12 protein-coding genes and 2 pseudogenes are annotated in these 17,976 nt (G+C 38.7%); 10 read left to right on the forward strand and 4 right to left on the reverse strand.

Annotation, left to right across the window (positions count from 1 at the left end; genetic code table 11):
• Positions 1–3,820 (forward strand): beta strand repeat-containing protein (locus ACX17N_RS03160; protein ID WP_458891132.1); only part of this gene is annotated, 3,820 nt, incomplete at its 5' end.
• 191 nt (positions 3,821–4,011) lie between these two features.
• Here the strand turns inward: ACX17N_RS03160 and ACX17N_RS03165 are convergent.
• Entirely contained in the window at positions 4,012–5,343 is a 1,332-nt protein-coding gene (locus tag ACX17N_RS03165; RefSeq protein WP_458891133.1) for a D-serine ammonia-lyase, read from the reverse strand.
• A gap of 248 nt (positions 5,344–5,591) precedes the next feature.
• Here ACX17N_RS03165 and dsdC point away from each other — a divergent pair, with 248 nt between their 5' ends.
• The 4 genes from dsdC to ACX17N_RS03185 all read left to right on the forward strand — a co-directional run bounded on the left by dsdC (position 5,592) and on the right by ACX17N_RS03185 (position 11,596).
• Positions 5,592–6,503, forward strand: a complete 912-nt coding sequence (gene dsdC, locus ACX17N_RS03170) for a DNA-binding transcriptional regulator DsdC (RefSeq protein ID WP_458891134.1) — start codon at positions 5,592–5,594, stop codon at positions 6,501–6,503.
• Positions 6,504–6,878: 375 nt separating this feature from the next.
• Entirely contained in the window at positions 6,879–9,986 is a 3,108-nt protein-coding gene (locus tag ACX17N_RS03175) for a type VI secretion system Vgr family protein (protein WP_458891135.1), read from the forward strand.
• 30 nt (positions 9,987–10,016) lie between these two features.
• The gene (locus ACX17N_RS03180) at positions 10,017–10,799 is read left to right on the forward strand and encodes a hypothetical protein (RefSeq protein ID WP_458891136.1); all 783 of its coding nucleotides are present in this window, start codon (positions 10,017–10,019) and stop codon (positions 10,797–10,799) included.
• Between the two features lie 17 nt (positions 10,800–10,816).
• Positions 10,817–11,596: a tetratricopeptide repeat protein gene (locus ACX17N_RS03185; RefSeq protein ID WP_458891137.1), complete on the forward strand. Its 780-nt coding sequence runs from the start codon at positions 10,817–10,819 to the stop codon at positions 11,594–11,596.
• Between the two features lie 11 nt (positions 11,597–11,607).
• On the opposite strand, the gene ACX17N_RS03190 is transcribed toward ACX17N_RS03185, so the two are convergent.
• A complete protein-coding gene (locus ACX17N_RS03190; protein ID WP_458891138.1) occupies positions 11,608–11,949 on the reverse strand; it encodes a hypothetical protein in 342 nt (113 codons plus the stop codon).
• A 555-nt stretch (positions 11,950–12,504) separates the two neighbouring features.
• Between ACX17N_RS03190 and ACX17N_RS03195 the strand changes: the two genes are divergently transcribed.
• Genes ACX17N_RS03195 through ACX17N_RS03210 form a run of 4 tightly spaced genes read left to right on the forward strand, consistent with a single transcriptional unit; the run spans position 12,505 to position 15,517 of the window.
• A complete protein-coding gene (locus tag ACX17N_RS03195) occupies positions 12,505–14,640 on the forward strand; it encodes an RHS repeat-associated core domain-containing protein (protein ID WP_458891139.1) in 2,136 nt (711 codons plus the stop codon).
• 36 nt (positions 14,641–14,676) lie between these two features.
• Positions 14,677–15,105 carry a hypothetical protein gene (locus ACX17N_RS03200; protein WP_458891140.1) on the forward strand — a complete coding sequence of 143 codons (429 nt, stop codon included), beginning with the start codon at positions 14,677–14,679 and terminating at the stop codon, positions 15,103–15,105.
• Positions 15,098–15,247 (forward strand): hypothetical protein, encoded by a 150-nt coding sequence (locus ACX17N_RS03205; protein ID WP_458891141.1) that lies wholly within the window; start codon positions 15,098–15,100, stop codon positions 15,245–15,247. The genes ACX17N_RS03200 and ACX17N_RS03205 overlap by 8 nt, the downstream gene beginning before the upstream one ends.
• Before the next feature lie 9 nt (positions 15,248–15,256).
• A complete protein-coding gene (locus ACX17N_RS03210; RefSeq protein ID WP_458891142.1) occupies positions 15,257–15,517 on the forward strand; it encodes a hypothetical protein in 261 nt (86 codons plus the stop codon).
• 288 nt (positions 15,518–15,805) lie between these two features.
• Here ACX17N_RS03210 and ACX17N_RS03215 read toward each other — a convergent pair.
• Positions 15,806–16,658, reverse strand: a pseudogene (locus ACX17N_RS03215) (IS5 family transposase).
• Between the two features lie 141 nt (positions 16,659–16,799).
• Here ACX17N_RS03215 and ACX17N_RS03220 point away from each other — a divergent pair.
• Entirely contained in the window at positions 16,800–17,351 is a 552-nt protein-coding gene (locus ACX17N_RS03220) for a hypothetical protein (RefSeq protein ID WP_458891143.1), read from the forward strand.
• Between the two features lie 44 nt (positions 17,352–17,395).
• On the opposite strand, the pseudogene ACX17N_RS03225 reads toward ACX17N_RS03220, so the two are convergent.
• Positions 17,396–17,842, reverse strand: a pseudogene (locus tag ACX17N_RS03225) (IS5 family transposase); the annotation flags it as partial.
• Positions 17,843–17,976: the final 134 nt, after the last annotated feature.

Genomic DNA, 17,976 nt, shown 5'->3' on the forward strand with positions numbered 1-17,976 from the left:
TCCGAATACACAAATTCCAGCAGATGGCGACTACAGTGTTGTGGCGCAAATCAGTGATGCAGCGGGGAACAGCAGTGATCCAAGTAATGAAGTGGACTTTGCTGTTGATGCTACAGTGCCAGACAATAGTGCAGCCAGTATTAGCATAGACCCTGTTACGTCAGACAACGTCCTGAATGCAGCGGAATCTGTTGCTACAGTTACCCTAACAGGAACCTTAACGGGTATTCCAGCCGATGCAGCGGTGACGACTGTGACCGTAACCATCAATGGTACAGACTACGATGCGACAGTAGATACAGTGGCAGGTACATGGAGTGTTGATGTAGCTGGTGATGACTTGCTGAATGATCCAGATACCACGGTAGATGCTCAGGCAACCTTTACGGATGCAGCCGGTAACGTGTCAACACCAGTGAGTGATAGCCAAAGCTATACCGTGGATACCATAGCACCAGACAATAGTGCAGCCAGTATTAGCATAGACCCTGTTACGTCAGACAACGTCCTGAATGCAGTGGAATCCGTTGGTACTGTTACCCTGACAGGGACCTTAACAGGTATTCCAGCAGATGCAGCGGAGACGACTGTGACCGTAACCATCAATGGTACAGACTACGATGCGACAGTAGATACAGTGGCAGGTACATGGAGTGTTGATGTAGCTGGTGATGACTTGCTGAATGATCCAGATACCACGGTAGATGCTCAGGTAACCTTTACGGATGCAGCCGGTAACGTGTCAACACCAGTGAGTGATAGCCAGCTTTACAGCATTGATATTACATCGATTCCAACTGTATCAGAGGAAGGATTAACAGGAGGAAATCAAGATACGGATGGCAGTCCAACAGATACGACTGATGCTGCATCTATTAGTGGAAATTTAAATATTGGTAGTTTAATTAATGCTGTAATCGTTACTGGGCCAACAGGGATTACCTCAGGTGGGCAAACTGTCGTTTGGACGGGTGTTTCAAATCCTGATAGTTCTTATACCTTGACGGGACGAGTCGGCACAACAGATATTGCTACTTTAACTATTGCAACATCAGGTGCTTATACCTTTACCTTACAAAAGTCTTTAGATCACTCGAATTCAACCCTTGAGGATATTTTAGCGTTAGGCTTTACTGTGACTGCCATTGATGCAGTTAATGGAGCAAGTAATACGACACTGGTCATTAATGTTGAAGATGATAGTCCTATTGCTCAACCTGATACAACCTATGTGGTAGATATGCTTTCTCCTGCACAAGAAGGTGAGCTGGTTGTGAGTTATGGTGCAGATCATGGTTATGTCAAAAGCATTACGCTAGATGATTATACTTTGAGTTATTCGCCGACAACAGACTCGATTACTGCATCAGGCTCAGCGGGGTTAATCACTTATACTTTTGATGCAGCAAGTGATGAGCTAACAATCCATACAGGGTCTGGTGAAGTTATAGTTGTTGATATGCTCACGGGTCACTATGGCTATGACACCGAGGTTGTACAACAGGTCCCAATTGTTGGAATTAATAAATCTTCCAGTTTATTGGGCTTGGTTAGTGCAGATGTATTAAATTTAGTTCAAATAGGAAGTAATCAACTCTTAACGGCAGTAGATCCGAATAATGACATCCAGTCGGTTACTGTTCGTTATAGTACGGCTGTATCGTTAGCTTTACTTACACCATTTAACTTGACTTGGTCACAATCAATTGCAAGTGAGTTTGGTTTAAACATTTCTCTAACGAATGACTTTACTTTACTTGTTCTTCAAACATATTCTCAAATTGTAATTACAGCAGCCAATGGCGGAACAATTGATAATTTAAAATTGAATGAGTTTTTGGCAACAGTGTCATTAAGTTCATTATTAGATGTCTCTGTTCTACCAACACTTTCTATTTCAGCTACAGACAGTATGGGTAAAACCTCTACTGATTCTTATACGGATTTAGTGGGAATTGGTTTGTTAAATCCTTCCAATAATACGGCCGGCGTTTGGGAAGGAGGAAGTGGAAGTCAGAATAAAGTTGGAACCATAGGTGATGATCGTTTATACGGCCATGCCGGTAATGACACATTAAATGGTGGCGAAGGTAATGATTTGCTGCGTGGTGGCATAGGCAATGATACGCTCATTGGTGGTTCAGGTAATGACATTTTGAGTGGTGGCAAAGGGGATGACACCCTGACAGGAGGATCAGGCAATGACATTTTCTTATGGGAAAAGGATGATCAGGGTACAGTAGGCAATGGTAGAGCAAAGGATACTATCACTGACTTTTCTAAGCAACCTGCAGCAGGCGGTGGCGATATTCTTGATCTGCGTGGGCTATTAATCGATACAGAGGTTTTGGGTACAAATGTAGGGAATTTAACCAACTTCTTATATTTTATAAAAAATGGTGCAGATACCATTTTATATATTAGTACAGCTGGTGCTATATCAGCAGCTTCACCAACCACAACAGCCGATCAGCAAATCACGTTTACTGGCGTGGATTTAATTGGGACGTCATCACAACAAGAGGTCATTGAAAATTTACTTAAAAATGGCAACCTGTTGGTAGATCAACAGCTCATCAATGTTAATTCGGTTACTTCAATTGATGCAGTGATTAGCGATAATGATGGTGATACTGCTTCAACGACTGTGACATTCGATTCTGCGACTCCATATGTGGGGAGCGCGAATAATGTGGCACCTATAACACAGGCTTCAGATGCAACATTACTCGGGTTAATTGGTGCAGATGTGCTTGGCATTGTTGATTTAGATCAGCAAGCGTTTGTAGCTGTTGATGCTAATCAAAATTTACGGTCTGTCGAAGTTAAGTTCACTGGTCTTATCGGTGTGAGTTTGGGAGAGTTTAGCTTGTCTGCATCTGCTCAGTTGGCTGCAGAGCTAGGGCTTGAAATTAATGTAGTTAATACAGGTATTCTAGGCCTCGTAGGCCCTACTTCTACGTTGACAATCACGGCACTCGATGGTGGTAATATTGATAACTTGGCTATTAATGAGTTGTTAGCCACGATTAAACTTGGTTCTGATCTAAACTTACTTGGATTGGCAACTGGATTAGACATTAGTGCTTTAGGTAGTTTTAGCATTACCGCAACAGATAGCTATGGTTTATCTGATTCCGATTCATTTAGCTCTTTAGTCAATACTGATGTGCTTCAAAGTTTGTTAGGTGGTCAAGAAAACTACGATAGTATTCAAGGAACTTCTGCAAATGATACTTTAAATAGTAGTCCATCTGGCTCTATTCATGAACGACTTTACGGTTTTGATGGTGATGATACTCTAAATGGCGGTGATGGAAATGACTTGCTAAGAGGAGGTGCAGGTAATGATACCCTTAACGGTGGAGATGGTAATGATATCCTGATTGATGCTAATGGTTATGACACGCTCAATGGTGGCAATGGTAATGACTTGATCATGATTTCAGGCACTGGCTTCGCTGCGATAGATGGTGGTGTTGGTACAGATACATTGACACTGCTTGGTGGTATTGATTTGGATTTGTCGAATTATAATGGCGCTAGTGAATCTACTATTCATAATATTGAACGGATTGATTTGGGTAATGAACAAGCAGGTTCAAAACTCACCTTAACTGCTTCAGATGTTTTAAATGTCACGGGTGGCACATCATTGCAAATTTTTGGTGATGCCCATGATCAGGTTGAAATGATCGGTGCAATTAAAGGTGCATCAAGCATGATTGGTGGAGTGCAAGTTACTCAATATACTTTGGGGGCGAATACGGTCTATGTTGATAACGATATCGTGAATGGTATGGGAGTGATTGTGATTTAAGCTTTTTCTAGTTTCAATCGACCCTCTCCAAATTTTATTTTGGAGAGGTTTTTTATACTTGCATGATTTCAAAAAAGAGTAGATTGAGGTTGAAGCTTTGCTTCCACGCCAATCACTATATTTTCAGTTTTTTCAAAGCTGAATTGACCAGATTATGGATAGTTAAAATCAGCTCGCAGAAAGACGAAATCCTATTTCTGTGCTTTACTCAGGTATTTCTGCATTTCTTCAGGTGGTACCATTCCTCCGCCCGTTCCCCAAACAATATGATTGGCATTTTGCAATTGTGTGGCTGTGAAATGATGTATCGCAGCATATTCTGGATGTTGCGAAATCAGGAGAGGTCCTAACATCCCTGCTAAGGCAGAAGGTTCTAGTTTTAGGTCTTCAGTTTGATGGAGTAGACCAAGTAATTGATAGAGCGTTTGGTCATCCAAGGTATAAAGTCCATCCAGTAGCCGTTGCATAGCACGCCCTACAAACCCAGATGCACGACCCACAGCTAATCCATCTGCAGCAGTAATGTTATCAATACCAATATCCTGTACCGAAATCTGGTCATGTAGACCTGTCGCAATGCCCAATAACATACAAGGGGAATGAGTCGGTTCGGCAAAAAAGCAATGCACATGATCGCCGAAAGCCATTTTTAGACCAAAAGCAACTCCACCAGGACCACCACCCACACCACAAGGTAAATAGACAAATAAAGGATGATCCTGATTAACCTCAATCTGGCGTTGCTGCAATTGTTGTTTTAAGCGTTGACCTGCAACGGCATAGCCTAAAAATAGCGTTTTGGAGTTTTCATCATCTATGAAATAGCAGTGTGGATCGTTTAACGCCGCTTTGCGTCCTTGCTCAACGGCAACTCCGTAATCTTCAAGATATTCAACCACGTTGACACCGTGGGCACGTAATTTATCTTTTTTCCATTGCCGTGCATCTGCGGACATATGTACCGTGACTTTAAAGCCCAATTGAGCACTCATGATGCCAATCGAAAGTCCTAAATTTCCTGTCGAGCCGACTGCAATACTGTATTGACTGAAAAAAGCTTTAAATTCCGGCTGATTTAACTTGCTGTAGTCATCATCAAGTTTGAGTAATCCTGCTGACAAGGCAAGCTTTTCGGCATGACATAACACTTCATAAATGCCACCCCGAGCTTTAATTGAACCCGATATGGGTAAATGACTGTCCAATTTTAACCATAGAGTGCCTTGCAGTTTTTTACCAAACTGACTGCCGAGCTGTTGTTGCATATTGGGAATACGGACCAGTTCAGATTCAATAATACCCTGATTTTTAGCTGTTTCTGGGAAGGCTTGCATTAAATAGGGTGCAAAACGTGTTAAACGATCACGTGCATCATCAATATCGGCTTGATTCAGTCCGACATAAGGCAGCCCCGCTGTTAAGGTCGTAAAATTCGGATTGAGCCAAAGTATTTCTTTTAAGTCGATAAGTGTTTGTACGATGGGAAATTGTTCAATGAGGCGATGTATTTGCTGAGCGTTCATATGGGGGCTCATTCAGAAATGGGCAGGCAGAAAACAGAATATGGTCGTGTTAAAAAAATCTTGTTCTGGCATTTCAATGTATTTATTCAGCGCAGTCAAATGATGATATTTTGCTTTGAGATTAAAATGATTCATCTGAAAATACATAAAACCAGATTTTTTATTATAAATGATGATGTATGCTCACCTGAATAGGCTGGTTTTAGATCGGCATACATACAGCTGAATGAGTAGCGGGGAGTGTGTAAATGTCGACCATCCATAAAAGTTTGACGGGGTTTCAGTTGGCCAAACTGTATAGCTTTGAAGTCGCAGCTCGACATCAATCTTTTGCTCTGGCTGCGGAAGAGCTGTGTTTGACGCCCAGTGCGGTCAGCCATCAAATCAGTCAATTAGAAAATGAACTTAATTTTCCACTGTTTTTAAGATTACATCGTAAAGTGGAATTGACCCATGAAGGTCAACGGCTGTTTATTGCGATGCAATCTTCGCTTGATCAATTGAATAATGAGCTACATGCTATTCAGAATCAGGCTTTGGCAGGCTCGCTCACCATTTATGCACGGCCCTCTATTACCCAATGTTGGCTGATTCCTAAACTTCAGGATTTTATTCAAAAATATCCACTGATTGAGTTGTCGATTTTAACAGGTAATGACACTGTTAATTTGCAACGGACAGGGATTGATCTGGCACTTTATTTTGACCATCAGCCTGCAGTAAATCTGAATTATCAGTATCTAATGGATGAACAGATCGTGCCAGTCTGTAGCTCGGAATATGCCAAAAAGATGAATTTAATCGGTCATATACAGCATTTACAGGATTGTACTTTGTTGCATGACAGTCAAGCATGGAGTAACGGTACGGGAACTGAAGAGTGGCAGAGTTGGGTCAATCATTTTGCAATAGAGCTGGAGACCACAAAAGGGATGCAGTTTGATCGCTCTGATCTGGCGATTTTGGCAGCCAAGCACCATCTTGGGGTTTGTATGGGCAGAAAAAGATTGGTTCAGCAAGATCTCGAGCGAGGGGAGTTGATCATGCCTTTTCCCGAAATGCGGATGGCATGTCAGCAACATTATTATCTGGCTTCACCTCAAGATCGGTGTTTACCGAAAGTCGATGCTTTTGTGAGCTGGTTAAAAGCACAGGCTTAATCCTGCAAGTCTGGTATAACCTTGGTGGAAATAATTTTGTAAACACAACCATCAAGGAATAAGTCGAATATTGTGATGATTATGACGTCATAAACTAGATTTTCGATGGGATAGTAGCTAAAAAATAGTTGAATTTATTTCATTGATTTTTATTGTTATTTTGTTTTTTGTGCCATCGGGCATTGAAATTAATTTAAACCCAAGATTAATACATCTTTAGACAGAATGAGTCTGCGCGGATTCCTTTTTATATTGCCAATTTATGTCACAAAGTGCCCTAAATTTAAGATCAGCACTGGCTATAGTCGCTAATTTTTTATACTATACGGCAAACTTTATAATTACGACATTAACTTTATATTTATTAAAAACATTATGTTGAATCATATTTATGCGGCGCTTGAACAGCTGGGGTTCACTGCGCAAAAACGTGTGCTACATCTTCAGTTTTCCCATCCTATGCTCAATCAGCAGGTCTATTTACAGCGGATTGATGGGACACATGCGTTGAACCAAGGTTTAACAGCCAGCTTAATGTGTCTGTCCACGCATGCCTTTATTCCGCTAAAACAGTTTATTGGCTGTCAGGTTGCGATTGATCAAGTGACGGATACAGGACAGTTGAGTCGTATCACAGGGATCATTACCCAAGCTGATGTCGGTGCGCATGATGGTGCACTCACCCTATATCGTCTCACTGTACAAGACCCTACTGCATTATGGAAACAACGTCGTAATAGTCGTGTGTTTATGAATAAAAGCGTGGTGGATGTGGTCAACATCCTGTTCCAGGAGTGGCAACAAAAAAGTCCGCTGTTTGCGGCCAGTCTAAGCCTTGATTTAACAGGATTGAGTCGAGACTATGATGTCCGTCCCTTCATGATGCAAAGTAACGAAAGCGATGATGACTTTTTAACCCGCTTACTGAGAAGTGAAGGCATCAATTGGCTGATCGATGAAGCACAGCCCTTAGTTCCCCACATCAATCACCCGATTCAAGCACAAAAGCTTCGCCTGATTGATGACAATCAGCACTACCAAGCCCTACCAAGACGCAGTATCCGCTTTCAGCAGAGCAGTACCGTACAAACAGCAGACAGCATTACTCACTGGCAGGCACAACGTCAGTTACAACCGACAGCGGTACATGTCCAACGCTGGCAAGCTGATGCCTTGAGCCAAGAAGATGGTGCAGGCAGCGTCTACAGCAAACAACAGCAGAGCGAACAATATGACCACAGCAGTCTAGGGCTAGAACAAGCTTGGCACTTTGCACCCGCATGGATGCAAGACCTGAAGGGAGAAGATGGGGCAACCGCATCGGGTAATCCGCAACTGGAACAATTCAATCAGCAGCTATCAGACTACTACCACGCACAAGCCAAGCACTTTAGTGCCTATTCTACGGTACGCGATGCTCAGGTCGGTTACTGGTTTATCTTGGAAGATCACCCTGAAATTCATTTACATAGCGGTGCGGACCAAGAGTTTCTGATTACGGAAAAAACCTTTTATAGTCAAAACAACCTACCTAAAGACCTCAATCAACAGCTGCTCCGACTACTGCAACAGAGCAACTGGCAGCAACCCATCTGGAATGGCACCATAGACCCAGAACAACGCCAAGCCAATCAACTACAGTTACAACGTCGGCAGATTAAAACCGTTCCAGCCTATCATCCTGAGCAGCACCGTCCATCTGCATACCGACAACGGGCAAAAGTGGTCGGACCAAGTGGTGAAGAAATTCATGTCGATGAATGGGGGCGCATCAAAGTCCGTTTTCTATTCACCAGAAATGAAGACCATACACATGATGGTGGTGCAGGCAGTAACGACAATGATACCGACTCGGCTTGGGTGGATGTACTGACCCCATGGGCGGGTGAAGGCTACGGGGCACGTTTCTTGCCACGTATTGGGGAAATGGTCGTGATTGACTTCTTTCAGGGGGACATTGACCGTCCGTTTGTGGTGGGGCGAATTCATGAAGCACAACGCCACCCAACCAAATTCGATAATGCAGGACAACTGCCTGAGACCAAAAAACTGGCAGGTATTAAATCCAAAGAATATCAGGGGCAGGGCTTTAACCAGTTACGCTTTGATGATACCACGGGACAAATCAGTGCCCAGTTGCAAAGCAGTCATGCGGCAAGTCAGCTTAATTTAGGCAAACTCAGCCATCCTAAAGATCAGGCGGAAAGTGAAGACCGTGGTGAAGGTTTTGAGCTTCGGACTGACCAATGGGGGGCAGTACGTGCAGGTGAAGGATTATTAATCAGCACGCATGCACAAGCACAAGCAGAAGGCGAACATCTGGATGCTCAACCAGCCAAACAACAGTTAGAAAACAACCAGAGTAATGCCAAAGCCCTCAGTGAAGTCGCCAAGAATCAGCAAACTGATGAAATCGAGTCGATTGAACAACTCAAGGAGTTTGCAGACCAAATTCAAGCGCAGATTGCAAAATTTGAAAAGGCATTGTTACTTTTAAACTCGCCAGATGGGATTGGTTTAAGCACCAATGCAGACATTCATGTTTCCGCAGATGGGCAAATTAACCAGTTTGCAGGCGACAGCATCAATTTCACCACGCAAAAAAATCTGATTACACATGTGAGTGGTAAAGCCAGTTTATTTGCAGCACAGGGCGGCATTAAGCAAGTGGCGGCCAAAGGCAAGTTTGAAATACAAGCGCAAAGTGATGCCTTGAGTATTTTGGCCAAACAAAATATTCAAATTGTTTCGACTGAAGACCGCATTGAAATTACCAGTCCGAAAGAGATTGTGATTACCGCAGGTGGTTCGCAACTTAAAATTGATGGTTCAGGTATTTTCCCGACCACGGGTGGCAAGTTTGAGGTGAAGGCAGGGCAGCATCTTTTTAAAAGTGGAAAGAAAGTTAATTTTTCCTTACCAGAGTTTCCTAATGTTCAATTGCCATTCAGTAATAAATTAGATGTTTATAATTTATTCCCTGATACATCTAATATTAGATATTCTGTTTTACATTCAAATGGACAAGTAAAAACTGGCTTCCTTGATCAGTATGGTAGGACTGGACGCATTAAATCTCAAGAAAAGGAAAAAGTTAAAGTCCTGATTGGTGGCGATGAATGGCACTATTATATTAATCGTTTTGGTGGAACTATTGAGGATAATACTTATATTAAATTTCTAGATCTTGTAGGAGATCCTATACCAAATTTAGATTTTAATTTAAGTAATGATAATAATAAAACTCTTGTTGTATGTAGAACAAATAACGATGGTGAAGCAGTATTTGTATGTCCTAAAGATGACTTTCCAATACTATCTGTTAAAAGTTTAATTACTAATGAATTTAAACCAATACTAAGAATAGAAAACAACTTGGTAAGAGAGATAATTTTAGTAAGCCCTAAGATTTTGAAAGAGATTAATTTGTTAGAAGAAACGACAGAGAAAGGTGATTATTTGAGAAGTAACTATCATAAATAATTGAATATTCAAAAAGTATTGAGAGTGATAATGATGGCAAATGAGCAGAAAAATTTACAGCAGAAAGTAAATCAAAATGGAAAACCTGTTTTAGTTTTTACTAGAGAACATCTTGAAACGGCGGGTAATGTAGCTGCAAAAACTTCAGATGTATTAGGGTATTTAAAAGATGGAACCTCTGTTGTAGATAATTACAATTTTAGATGGGGTCTTATCCACTCAAAAAATACTCCATTATTTAGCAAAAAAAGGTTGGAAAAAGCTAAAGAATTTCGATTTTATAAAGAAAATCCTCAGACAGGACAAATATTTAAAGGTAATCAACATACAAAAGTATTTAATACTAAAAAATTCGGTACCAAGATTGATAAATTGGGATCAAAAGCAGGTAACTTTGCAGATGGAGTAGAGTTAACATTAGCTATAGTTGACAGAAATCCTGAAGCTCTTGCAACAAAATCTTCTACATTAGTACTATCTAAAGCTGGAGAAAAGACGGGTGAAGTAGCAGGGCTTGCTGCTGCAGGAAAATGCGCTAAAGTAGCAATAAAACGGTTAGATCCTAGAAAAGCTACAGTTGTCGGTCTTACCTGTGCTGGTGCTGCCATAGGGTTAAAATATGGGTTAAAAGAATCGGGGAATAATTTAGGAGAAACTGTTGGAAAAACAAATACTGCTATAGAAACAGCTCAAGGTGTTCTCAATGCGGTAGATATATTGGATCAAGTTGAGACAAAAGCAGCAGAGAGAGAGAAACAAGAGGCTATAAAAAGAGATCCAATGTTAGAATGGCATATAGTTGGAGCGGATTAATTTAGAAGAGATGTATTATGAATTTAAAATATTTAATAATTTCTAGCCTTATAAGTGTATTTATATTAGGTACTGTGGGCTGCTCAAAACCTATTCCCCAACAAAATAAAGCTCAAAATGAATCAAGCCAACTATATGAACAAGGTGGTAAATATTTCTTAGGCAAAGATGTTCCTAAGGACTATCAAAAAGCCTTATCTTATTTCCAAATGGCAGCCGAAAAAGGATTGCCTATTGCACAAAATGATTTAGCAGGAATGTATTTCAAAGGAATTGGAATTCAAAAGAATGATGAAAAAGCTTACTATTGGTATGAGAAAGCAGCTAAAAACAATTTTCCAGAAGCTCAATATAATTTGGGTTTAATGTATGATAATGGCTATTATGTAAATAAAGATAGATCAAAAGCTCTAGAGTTTTATAAATTAGCCTCTAATCAAGGTTATGCGAAAGCTCAATACAATTTAGCAAATGCTTATCTTGAAGGACATGGAGTAGAAAAAGATTTTAATTTAGCTTTAGAGTTATATAAAAAAGCTGCGGATCAAAATCTTTCTGAAGCTCAATATAATTTAGCAAATATTTATTCTGATGGTAGTTTTATTAAGCAAGATAATGCAAAAGCTCTAGAGTTATATACAAAAGTAGCAGAAAAAGGCGTACCTGAGGCTCAAAATAATTTAGCCTATATGTATGCTAATGTTTACTCAGATTATGAAAAAGCTAAATTTTGGTTCAAGAAAGCTGCCGATAATGGATATGAGCCAGCAAAAGAAGCTTTAGAGCAGTTTCAATAGTTTTAAGCAGGTTACTTTTTAGAAGTCACTGTTAAATATATAGTTAATCCGATTAAGATAAAAAATATTAATTGGATTTCTAAAAAAAGGTTTATCATCCAAGAGTTTCTAAATGATAAACCTTTTTTTGTTATCAATATTTTCGATTTTTTCATGTCTGGTGAAATAAAAATTTTTATTTCATTGTTTTTCTTTATCTCATTAAATATAGAGATATTTTTCTCTTTCATCTCATTACAATTTTCAAAAATTTTTAATCTATATAAGACTAAAAAATCTTCTTTTTCTGATGTATATGCAATATTCTTATATTTATACTCATATTTTATATCTCCACGAGCATTTCTATCCATTCCTCGTCGCCAAGGTTTACTTGTGCAGTAAACTTTATAATTGATTATTTTGTAATCTTTTATATTAACCCAGTCAGGATGAAATAATTTAAAAACTTTTGATTGCAGGTTGAGAGATGAAGTTACAATTAATAGGGTAAGAAAAATAAATACAAAGTATAAAATAATTTTTATAAATAATTTCATTAATTAATAAGGTTTATTAAATTTAAATTGTAATCGAATAGTGTTATAAAAGTCTACAAGATTTAAGGTTTTAATTTTAAATGGCTTTATTATACAAGTATTTAGAAATCAAGATTTTCCCTGTCTACTCAAATTTAAGTTATAACTCGGGCGTGGTATCTGCATAAATCCGTCAATTTATTTAATATTGCCACAAGGGCATGAATCTCAATCTGGAAACGTGAATATGATGCCAATGGTAATATCAGTAAAGAAATTAATCCTTTATGTCATGTTACCCAATATAAATACAACAACAATAATCAAGTTGTAGAAGTAATTGAAGCCAAAGGAGGCATCAAAAAAATCCAGTACAATGATCAAGGTCAAATGCTGTCTTATACCGATTGTTCAGGTAAAAGCAGTACATGGGAATATGATGAAGAAGGTGACCTGAGTGCTCAGCAAGCAGCGAATGAGCAGAAATTTCAATATCTTTATAGCACACGAGGCAAAGACAAAGGTCAACTGCAAGCTATTGTTTATCCAGATGGATTAAAAGAGATATTTGAGTATGATCAAGAAGGACGTTTGCTTAAACATACGGACACCAACGGCTTAACCACTCAATATCAATACAATACTGTCGGCTTGCTTGAGCATCGGATTGATGCCAATCAGCACCGTGTGGGTTATGCATGGGATAAACAAGGACGTATTCAAAAGCTCATTAACCAGAATCAGGCTGAATACCAGTTTGGCTATAACAAGTTTGGTCAGTTAGTTCGCGAACAAGCATTTGATGGTGAAGAAAAGCATTATAGCTATAGTGAGAATGGTCAGTTATTCCAGATTCGCCAACCTAATATCTTGACTGAATTTAGCTATCATGATGATGGACAGATTGCTTCAAAAACTTATACCAACCTGCATACCCATCAAAGCCAGACAGAGCATTTTGAATATAACTTAAATCAACAATTAAGCTCAGCCAGTAATGCTGAGAGCCAAGTTCAAATGTATCGTAACGAGCTCGGGCAATTGGTGCGTGAACACCAGCATTATAAAATGTTAAATGTAACGGCTGTATTGCGTTATGAATATGATGAACTTGGCAATCCTGTCAAAACCATTCGTCCCGATGGACAGGAACAGACGAATCTAAGCTATGGTTCAGGGCATATCTACGGAATTGCATTTAACCAACAGGATATTGTTTCTTTTCAGCGAGATGATTTGCATCGTGAAACGGTACGTTTTCTGGCAAATGGTTTGGTACAAACCAAGCATTATAATGATGTGGGGTTATTGATTTCTCAACAGATTGAGCCTGAGCAAGAAACCTCAGATTTTTTACGTTATCAAGCGTATAGACATTATCAATATGATAAAAACTATTTGCTCACCCAAGTTGAAGACAGTCGTTTAGGACACCTCAATTATCAATATGATCCGATTGGACGTTTGATTTCAACCCAGAGCCTGCATAAAAACGAAAGTTTTAAGTTTGATCCAGCGGGGAATTTGGTTGATCCAATGAATCAGACAACACATGCCAAAAATAATTTAATCAAACAGTATCAAGGCAAGCATTATCAATATGATGTACAAGGCAATGTGATTGAAACCACGCAAAATGGTAAAACTTTAAAACTGACGTGGGACAATCATAACCGTTTGATCCAAAGTAACTTGAATGGGCAAGTGACTCAGTATGGTTATGATGTCTTTGGACGTCGTTTATATAAGAAATCATCAAGCCAAGACTTCACCTTATTTGGTTGGGATGGTGATTTGATGATTTGGGAATCAAGTCAAAATACGGACAATCCCCAGAAGAGCTATACCAAACATTATGTCTATGAGCCTGATAGCTTTGTACCGTTAATGCAGGCGGGGTATCAAGGTTTTATTCAGCTGATAGAAACACCTGATTATAGTGAATATCTCCACAAGCCTTATTCTATTTATAAAGATCCAGTCTGGAACACAGATACACGTAAAAACCGTGTGTCTTTAGAGCAAACGTCTTTTTATCATTGTGATCAGGTGGGAACACCACAAACATTGAGTAATGCAGCAGGTGAATGTGTCTGGGAAATTACGCAGGATACGTGGGGTACTGTACTCGAGATTCAAATGCTAGATAAGCATAATCCATTTGAGCAGAGTAATCTCAGATTCCAAGGCCAGTATTATGATCATGAAACAGGACTGCATTATAACCGTTATCGTCATTATGAGCCGTATAGTGCAAGGTATGTAAGTAAAGATCCGATAGGGTTATTTGGTGGATATAACACTTCTGCCTATGTAAGTGATCCAACTCAATGGGTCGATCCGATGGGATTGATGGCAGAGAAAAATAAGAATTCTAATCAGTTAAATTATGAACGCTATTCTCAAGATTTTAACCGTAGGAATGCTCCGATTGTTGAGCGTCAGCGTAAAGCGACTGAGCAGGCTAAAGTTAATCGAGGTATGGGACGAAATGATTTCCCTGTCATGAATAATAAACCAACATAAAGTCCTGGTTTATTGGGGAATTTATTTCCAAATACAATGAGTGGGTTTGCTAAAGATCCTGCATTACGGAGAGATTTAAGAAATCAAGGTGCGATTAACAATACCGTTTTAGGAGCTGCTGTAGTTGCTGGGTATGGACCATATGCTGTAGCTGGGGCGGTAACAGGCGGAGGAGCTGGTGCCGCTCAGATCGCGCGTAAAGTTATGCCTTATCTTGGAACTGGTGCGAAGCTTCCAGGTGCTGGTCTGTCAGCTAGTACTATTGGCAAAGCAGCAGGGACTTCTGCTCTTATTGGTGGCGGGATGGATGTAGGTTTACAGGCATACAACTGTAAATGTATAAAGGATATTGATTTGGTACGAACAGGTGGGGTAGCAGCAACGAGTGCAGTTGTGAGCGGTTGGGGGGGCTGGAACATCTGCTGCTGCTGGTTTTGGTCAAGTAGGTTGGAAAAGTATGGCTGAAAATTCACCAAATATTGGGAAATTTGTCAAAAATAATGCTTCAGGAATGGTTGTATTTGCGAATGAGCAAATAATGGGACAAGCAGCTTCCCGAGCAGTAAAAGCTGCAGCAGAAGATAAAGAAAATCCGAGTAAAAAATAGGACAGTTTAATGTTTACAATTCTAGTTGAAGTGATTATGAGTATTTTTATCACTAATTTTAAAGCAAATGAACATCCTATTATTAATGTTGTAGTAAGAGGTTTTTTAATTTCTATAGTAATGTTTTTGTTGATGGTTTTTTCAGATATTTCAAGTGGTGAAGAAAGTTCAATTGGGCTAGCGTTGTCGATAAGTGTTGTAGGTGGAGTAATAATAAGCATTGGTATTTTAATGGTTGAGGTTTTTTTTAATTATATAGATAGAAAGTGATGGGTTTTTTAAAAGGTGGTGCAGCTTGTGCAGGAGAAAAATATTCGTAATGTGCGGCTAGGTGTGACCATACCATCAAGTGAATGGTTTAATTTAAAATCACCCAAAGCTATATAAATTGGTTTTAGTAGAGGCAATAATATTTATTCTAATGCTTCGATTAGTATTTCCTTTTTAACTCTAGGTTAAATATTAAGAGTAAATTTATGAAAGTTATTTCAGTATTGTTTTTATCTGGCTTTTTTGCATAAAGCCTTTGAAGGTAAAGTTTTCCTAAGTTGCTAAAATTTAGGTTACAACTTGGGTATGAGGTCTGCCTAATTCTGTAAATTTATTTAATACGGCTACACGTGCATGGATCTCATTCACTTGGCTGTCAAAATTCTTTGAGCAGAGTTTATCGCCTAATAATTTGATGCAATGCATCTTGGTTTCGACCAAACTTCGCCGATGATAACCAGACCACTTTTTCTAAAAGGATCTTCCTAGACGCTTAACTATTTTTAGTAATTCATTTCTCTCTTGCGAAAGAACTTTTGTATCTTTCCAAGGCTTTGCATTTTTTCTGGGTGGAATAATTGCATGTGCTTGCCGATCTGCAATGACCTGACGGCATTGTTTTGTGTCATAAGCCTCGTCTGTATAAACTGAATCAATCTGTTCATCCAACGGAATTTGATCAAGTAAATCCCCAAGGACTTGTGAATCACTGACATTATTCGTTGTGAGCTGAACTGCTCGTATTTGTAGGGTTTTCGCATCTATACCAATATGTAGTTTACGCCATTGTCGACGATATTCAGGCTGATGTTTCTTACGTTTCCATTCACCTTCACCTAGAGATTTCAAACCAGTGGAGTCGATAAGTAGATGCCGCCCAATCTAATCCGCAAAGTTTAATCAGGCTTTGTACAAAGCCCTTGACCATGTGTAGAGAAAGACGAAATATGGATTTAATCATTAAGCGGCATTGGATGGCTATATCGAAATAAGTTTGATTTCGACCATGTTTGCTTTTTGGTTGAGCGTACCATTGTGTTTTGGGATCAAACCAAATGGCAATATTCCCACGATTAATGAGAGCTCGGTTGTATGTGGACCAATTGGTTGTACGGTAGATTTTAGGTGTAGGCTTATTCATCTCAAAATTATATTGTGGAATAAGCCTTTAGAGATAGGTTTGTGCAACAAAGCCTTATCAAAATAAAAAAATGAAGTTATATGGAATATTAGAGGTGAGGTGATTAATTTTTATTTTCTTTTTTTTGTATTTAGGTGATTTATGGTTAAGTATTTTAATATATTTTTTCTGGTTGTAATAGTTGTGTTATTTGTTTATTTATTTAAAAAAAATAGCTTGGAAAAGGTGGTGAGTTCTGATGAATATCATTACATTAATGAGCCTGAATCTATAGAAAGTAGAAGGAAATATGAAGAAAATTTAAATAATATTATAATTGATAAAAAACGTCATGTGGATTTTCACTATCAAGTTAAAGATTTGGATAGTTTTGAAGAACTTAATGATTATTTGGAGAAGTTGAAAAATGAGGAGTTAAAAATAAACTTAAATAATATTAGTGATGTGGCAGATCATAGCCTTAAATATAAAATTCTTTTTGAAGTAAGTAAAGAAAAGTTTGGTTCAATGGAAGTAGATAATCCATATAGGTATTGTACTATGATGGTTTCTCTCGCTAGTGAGCTTTGGGCGTTGGACTATTCAAAAAGAGTAGTTTCAGAAAATTATTATAATTATTCTAAAAAATATTTTTTAAAATCCTATTCTGAGGCTAAAAAAAAATGTGTTAATGCAATTGATAAAAATAAGTAGTTTTTAAATAGAGTTAAATGGCAGGTCATATTGTTAATAAAAAAAAGGCTAAACCATTGGCTACGATATTCAGGCTGATGTTTCTTGCGTTTCCATTCACCTTCACCTAAAAACTTCAAGCCCGTGGAATCGACGAGTATATGCAGTCCATTGCAACTCTTTTCATAGCTGATTTGAATATCAATATGCTTTTGTCTTCTACAAAGCGTAGAGTAATATGGCGCTATCCAAGTCAAACCACATAACCTAATGAGGCTCTGAACAAAACCTGTGACTATGCGTAAAGAAAGACGAAATAACGATTTGATCATTAAACAACATTGGATGGCTGTATCGGAATTAGTTTGATTTCGCCCTTGTTTACATTTCGCTTGAGCATACCATTGGGTGGAAGGATCAAATCAAATTGAGATATTTCCTCGATTTATTAATGCTCTGTTATAAGAAGACCAATTGATTGTGCGATAGATTTTAGGTGTAGGTTTATTCATTTGAGAATTATAGTGTTGAATAAGCCTTTAACGGTAGGTTTATGCAACAAAGCCTTTTTGTAATATAAGGTGTCCCTTCTATTGACTTAGGTTGGGTCTGGTTAAAAAATAGACTTGATAAGAATGATAATCCT

It is taken from the genome of Acinetobacter sp. GXMZU3951 (assembly GCF_054457875.1).